The 1,567-nt window shown below is 66.8% G+C and carries 1 protein-coding gene; it reads right to left on the bottom strand.

Annotated features, from left to right (window positions below; all coding sequences use genetic code 11):
• Nucleotides 1-76 precede the first annotated feature (76 nt).
• The coding region (locus tag V6M56_RS00645; protein WP_332680636.1) for an ABC-F family ATP-binding cassette domain-containing protein at nt 77-1,567 on the bottom strand (1,491 nt) is incomplete at its 5' end.

Genomic DNA, 1,567 nt, shown 5'->3' with positions numbered 1-1,567 from the left:
CCCGGGCATCTCATGACAGGTGTCTTCTCCTCCTGAGATGGTCGGGGCAAGCCCGACCATGACGGATACGGCCGGTTCAGGCGCTCTCCAGCTCCTCGCTCAGCCCGAGCCATTCCTCCTCGGCGGCGCTCAGCGCCTCGGCAAGCTCGGCGCGCTGGCGCGAGAGATGCAGGGCCTTGTCCGGATCGCGCGCGAAGGCCGCGCCGTTGCCGAGGACGCCGTCGACCTTCTCGATCAGCCCGGTGAGCTTGGCGATCCGCGCCTCGGCGAGGTTGAGCTTCTGGCGCAGCGGCCCCTGTGCAGCACGCTTCTGGGCGGTGCCCTTGCGCTCTTCGGTCTTGCCGCTGGTGGAGGCCGCCTCCTGCTTGCCCGATTTTTCGCGCCGGGCCGCCTTGGCGCCGCCGAGCACGAGGTTGCGATAATCCTCCATGTCGCCGTCGAAATTCTTCACGGTACCGTCACCGACGATCCAGAGCCGGTCGGCGCAGGCGTCGATCAGGAAGCGGTCATGGCTGACGAGGATGACGGCGCCGGGATAGTCGTTGATCGCCTTGACCAGCGCGGTGCGGCTGTCGATGTCGAGATGGTTCGTCGGCTCGTCGAGGATCAGCAGATGCGGGCCGCCGAAAGCGGCGATGCCGAGCATCAGCCTCGCCTTCTCGCCGCCGGAGAGGTTTTTCACCGGGGTATCGGCCTTCGAGGCCGGAAAGCCGATCTGCGCCGCCCTTGAGCGGACCTTGGCTTCAGGCACATCGGGCATCAGGTCGCGGATGTGACCGACCGGCGTATCCTCCATTCGGAGTTCGTCCAGCTGGTGCTGGGCGAAGTAGGCTGTCTGGAGCTTGGACGAGCGCCGCATCTGGCCTGTCAGCGGCTCGAGCCGGCCGCCGATCAGCTTGCAGAAGGTCGACTTGCCGTTGCCGTTCGAGCCCAGCAGGGCGATCCGGTCGTCCGGCGAAAGCGTCAGGTTGAGCCGCGACAGCACGGTCTTGTCGCCATAGCCGGCACTGGCGCCTTCGAGCACCACCATCGGCGGGGCGAGCGGTCGCTCCGGCCCGGGCAGGCTGAAGGGCTGGACATCGCGATCGACGATGGTGGCGATGGCCTCCATCTTCTCCAGCCGCTTGACGCGCGACTGCGCCTGGCTGGCCTTCGAGGCCTTGGCCTTGAAACGGTCGACGAACGCCTGGAGGTGCTTGCGCTCGGCATCCTGCTTCTCGCGCTGCTTGGCGAGATTCGCCTGCTTCTCGGCCCGCAGCTTCTCGAAGGCGCTGTAGCCGCCGCGATAGATCGTCAGCTTGCCCTGGTCGAGATGCAGGATGTGGTCGACGCAGGTGTCGAGCAGTTCGCGATCATGGCTGACCACCAGCACGGTATGTGGGTAGCGCTCGAGATAATCGTAGAGCCAGAGCGTGCCTTCGAGGTCGAGATAGTTGGTCGGCTCGTCGAGCAGCAGCAAATCGGGCTCGGAGAACAGCACGGCGGCGAGCGCGACGCGCATGCGCCAGCCGCCGGAGAAGTCGGAGCAGGGGCGCTGCTGGGCCGCCTCGTCGAAGCCGAGCCCGTG

The sequence above is a fragment of the Allobosea sp. genome, assembly GCF_036675845.1.
Lineage (GTDB): Bacteria > Pseudomonadota > Alphaproteobacteria > Rhizobiales > Beijerinckiaceae > Allobosea.
The sequence above is the reverse complement of the archived record's forward strand: the minus strand, read 5'-3'. Positions and strand labels throughout refer to the sequence as shown.